The following is a 2677-nucleotide window of genomic DNA, read 5'->3' as shown; positions in this document are numbered from 1 at the left end:
TCGTCGGCTGCTGGAACCGGTTGGCGTAGAAGCCGGTCGGGGTGAAATTGGGGAAGCGATCGTCCCACAACCGGCTGAGATGGTTCCAGGCAAGACGGCCGTGCGCCGCCCCCTTGTCGTAGGACAGTGCCGCGTTGAAGATCCGCGCGGGCTGGTTGGGCAGGTTGTTGAAGACCCGCACCGACTGATCGGTCAGGGTGATCGGGAAATAGGCACGCCCGAACGAGGCATTGGCGCTGACCGCGAAGCCATCGAGCGGCGCGGGCAGGAAGCTGAGGTCGTAGGATGCGCCGAACTCGACGCCGTAAGCGCGCACGGTGCGATCGGTGTTGCGCGCCTGCGTCACCAATACCGGCACGCCCACGCCCTGCACCGTCTCGAGGGTGCCGAAGGTAAATACGTCGTCCTTGATCCACTTGTAATAGGCGGCGACGCTGATGATCCCGCGACCGTTATCGATATACCAGTCATGTCCGATATCGAGATTGGTCGCACGGCGCGGCTTCAGGTTCGGATTGCCGGTGGTCAGCGTCGGCGGATTGCTGATCGTGTTGAGCACGCCGCCCCGGAGCGACGACGCGCCGAAGCTCGGGCGACTGACGGTCATGCTGGCACCGACGCGCAGCTTGCTGGCGTCGCTGGTGTTGAGCACGGCCGAGATCGACGGCAGGACATTGGTGTAGCTGTTGCTCGCCGAGATGGGCGCATAGACGCCGTTGGTTGCCTGGGTGCTGTTCGATCCCGTCTGGGTATGTTCGACGCGAACGCCGCCCGCGACGAACAGCGAGTCCGTGCGATACTGCGCCTGTACGAACCCCGCCGCGACATCCTCTCGGGTGCTATAAGTACCGCCCGCCTGCGCAGCGGTGTCGATGGTTGCGGTGGCGCCAGTACGCGCCGCGGCGAACAGGGCGTCGACCTTGCCCGGGTCGATCGTGGGGATCGGCGTATCACAGACGAAGCCGCAGAGCGTGCCGCTGGCAGCGCTCGCCAGCGTATAAGGCAGGCCGGTATAGTTGGTGCGGGCCAGGCTCACCCCTTGCCGGATGACGGTGAAGCGCGCGCCGGTGATCGCGCCGAAGCCGCGATCTTCTGCCCTGGCATTGAAGCCGAGATTGGCCTGCAGGTCGTAGCGATCCTCGTTCAGCCGGTAGCGCTCGTCGCGATGAAGATTCGCGGCGTAGAGCCCGAGATTGCCCGCAGCGGTTGGGTTGACCGCCGTGAAGAGCGGCACGTTGCCGCTGGTGTCATAGGCATATTGAAGACGACCTTGCGCAAAGGCGTCGACCGTCTGCGGGTTATCGACGCGGCTGTGCGACCAGCTCGCGCCGACATCACTGCGCCAGCCATTGCCGAGATCGCCCTCGGCGCGGGCATAGACGCCGTAGACGTCGCGCTGCCAGCGATAGCGACCGAGCTGCGCGGTCTGCGTGACATTCGACAGCGTCCCGCTCCTCGCCGTCTGGTTGGCGAGGGTCGCCGAGGACTGGACCGCCGCGTTCAGGTCGTTGCGGAACGAGCGCTCGCTCTGGTCGAAATAATAGGTGCTGACGAAGGCGGAGACCGCATCGTTCGGCTTCCAGTCGAACCGCCCTTGCAGGCCCAGCCGCTCACGCTCGTTCTGATAATTGTAGTAGAGCCGCTGCGACGGCACCGCATAGCCCGTGCCGCCATAGGGCGTCGTCAGCGTGCCCGCCGCGGTGTACCAGTTGCGCGTGCCGCCGGTTTCGACCTGGGGTACGTTGATCTGCCGCTTCCAATAGGTCGCCGACAGATAGAGTCCGAACTGGCGATCCGGCCCGAACTGCGTCGCCCCGGCGATTTCCGCCTGGCCGCCGAAATGGTTGCCGCCATTGCTCTTGCTGTCGAGCGCCGCGCCGCCCTTGACCGAGGCGGTCAGCGTGGCACGCTTGAAGTCGAAGGCGCTGGCCGTCACGAAATTCGTCAGGCCGCCGATGAAATTGGCATCATTGGACGGCAGCGCGGATTTGATGACATCGATATGCGAGGCGAGGTTCGAGGGCAGCACCTCCATCGAGATCTGCCGCCCACCTGCCGCGCTCTGGCCCAGGTTGATGTCCGTCGAGGCAAGGCTGAAGCCGTCGATCAGCAGGTCGTTATAGGTCTGATTGAATCCGCGCACGATCACGAAGCGTGGCTCGCCCTGATAGAGCAGCGTGTTGACGCCGGTCACGCGCTTCAATGCGTCGCCCGCGTTGAAATCGGGCAACTGCCCGATCTCGCTGGCCGAAACGGTATCGATGATCTGGTCGGACGCCCGCTTGATCCGCACCGCCTTCTGGTTGGAGGCGCGCGTGCCGGTGACGACGATGTCGGCGCCATCCGACGCGGCAGCAGGTTGGGCTGTCGAAACCTCCTGCGCGTTAGCGGTCAGCGGAAATGTCAGAATCAGAGTCGAGCCGAGCAGCAGCGCTCGGCGGTAAGCGCGAATCATGGTCCCCTCCTGTTGTTGGGAAGAGACTAACTTATTGTTCGTTACTATTACAAGGGTGTGACTGTTGTCAGTGTGTTAGGTCGGATCGACATTCAGGATTCCCAAACGCGCTGAACGGTGATTCATAAGCATCCGTGTTGTGGCGCGGAGCGGATAATGGGGATCAGGCGGTACGAGTTGAGCGAGGCGCAATGGTCCCGGATTGCCTCGCTGGTTCCGGGC

Annotated in this window: 1 protein-coding gene; it reads right to left on the bottom strand. The window is 63.8% G+C overall.

Annotated elements, in window-relative coordinates:
- Nucleotides 1-2455: TonB-dependent receptor (locus tag QZ847_RS09505; RefSeq protein ID WP_294355958.1), on the bottom strand; the 2455-nt coding region annotated here is incomplete at its 3' end.
- Nucleotides 2456-2677: the final 222 nt, after the last annotated feature.

Origin of the sequence: uncultured Sphingomonas sp. (assembly GCF_913778135.1) — a bacterium.
GTDB lineage: Bacteria > Pseudomonadota > Alphaproteobacteria > Sphingomonadales > Sphingomonadaceae > Sphingomonas.
Note: the sequence above shows the minus strand (reverse complement) of the source record. Positions and strands in the feature narration are given on the sequence as shown.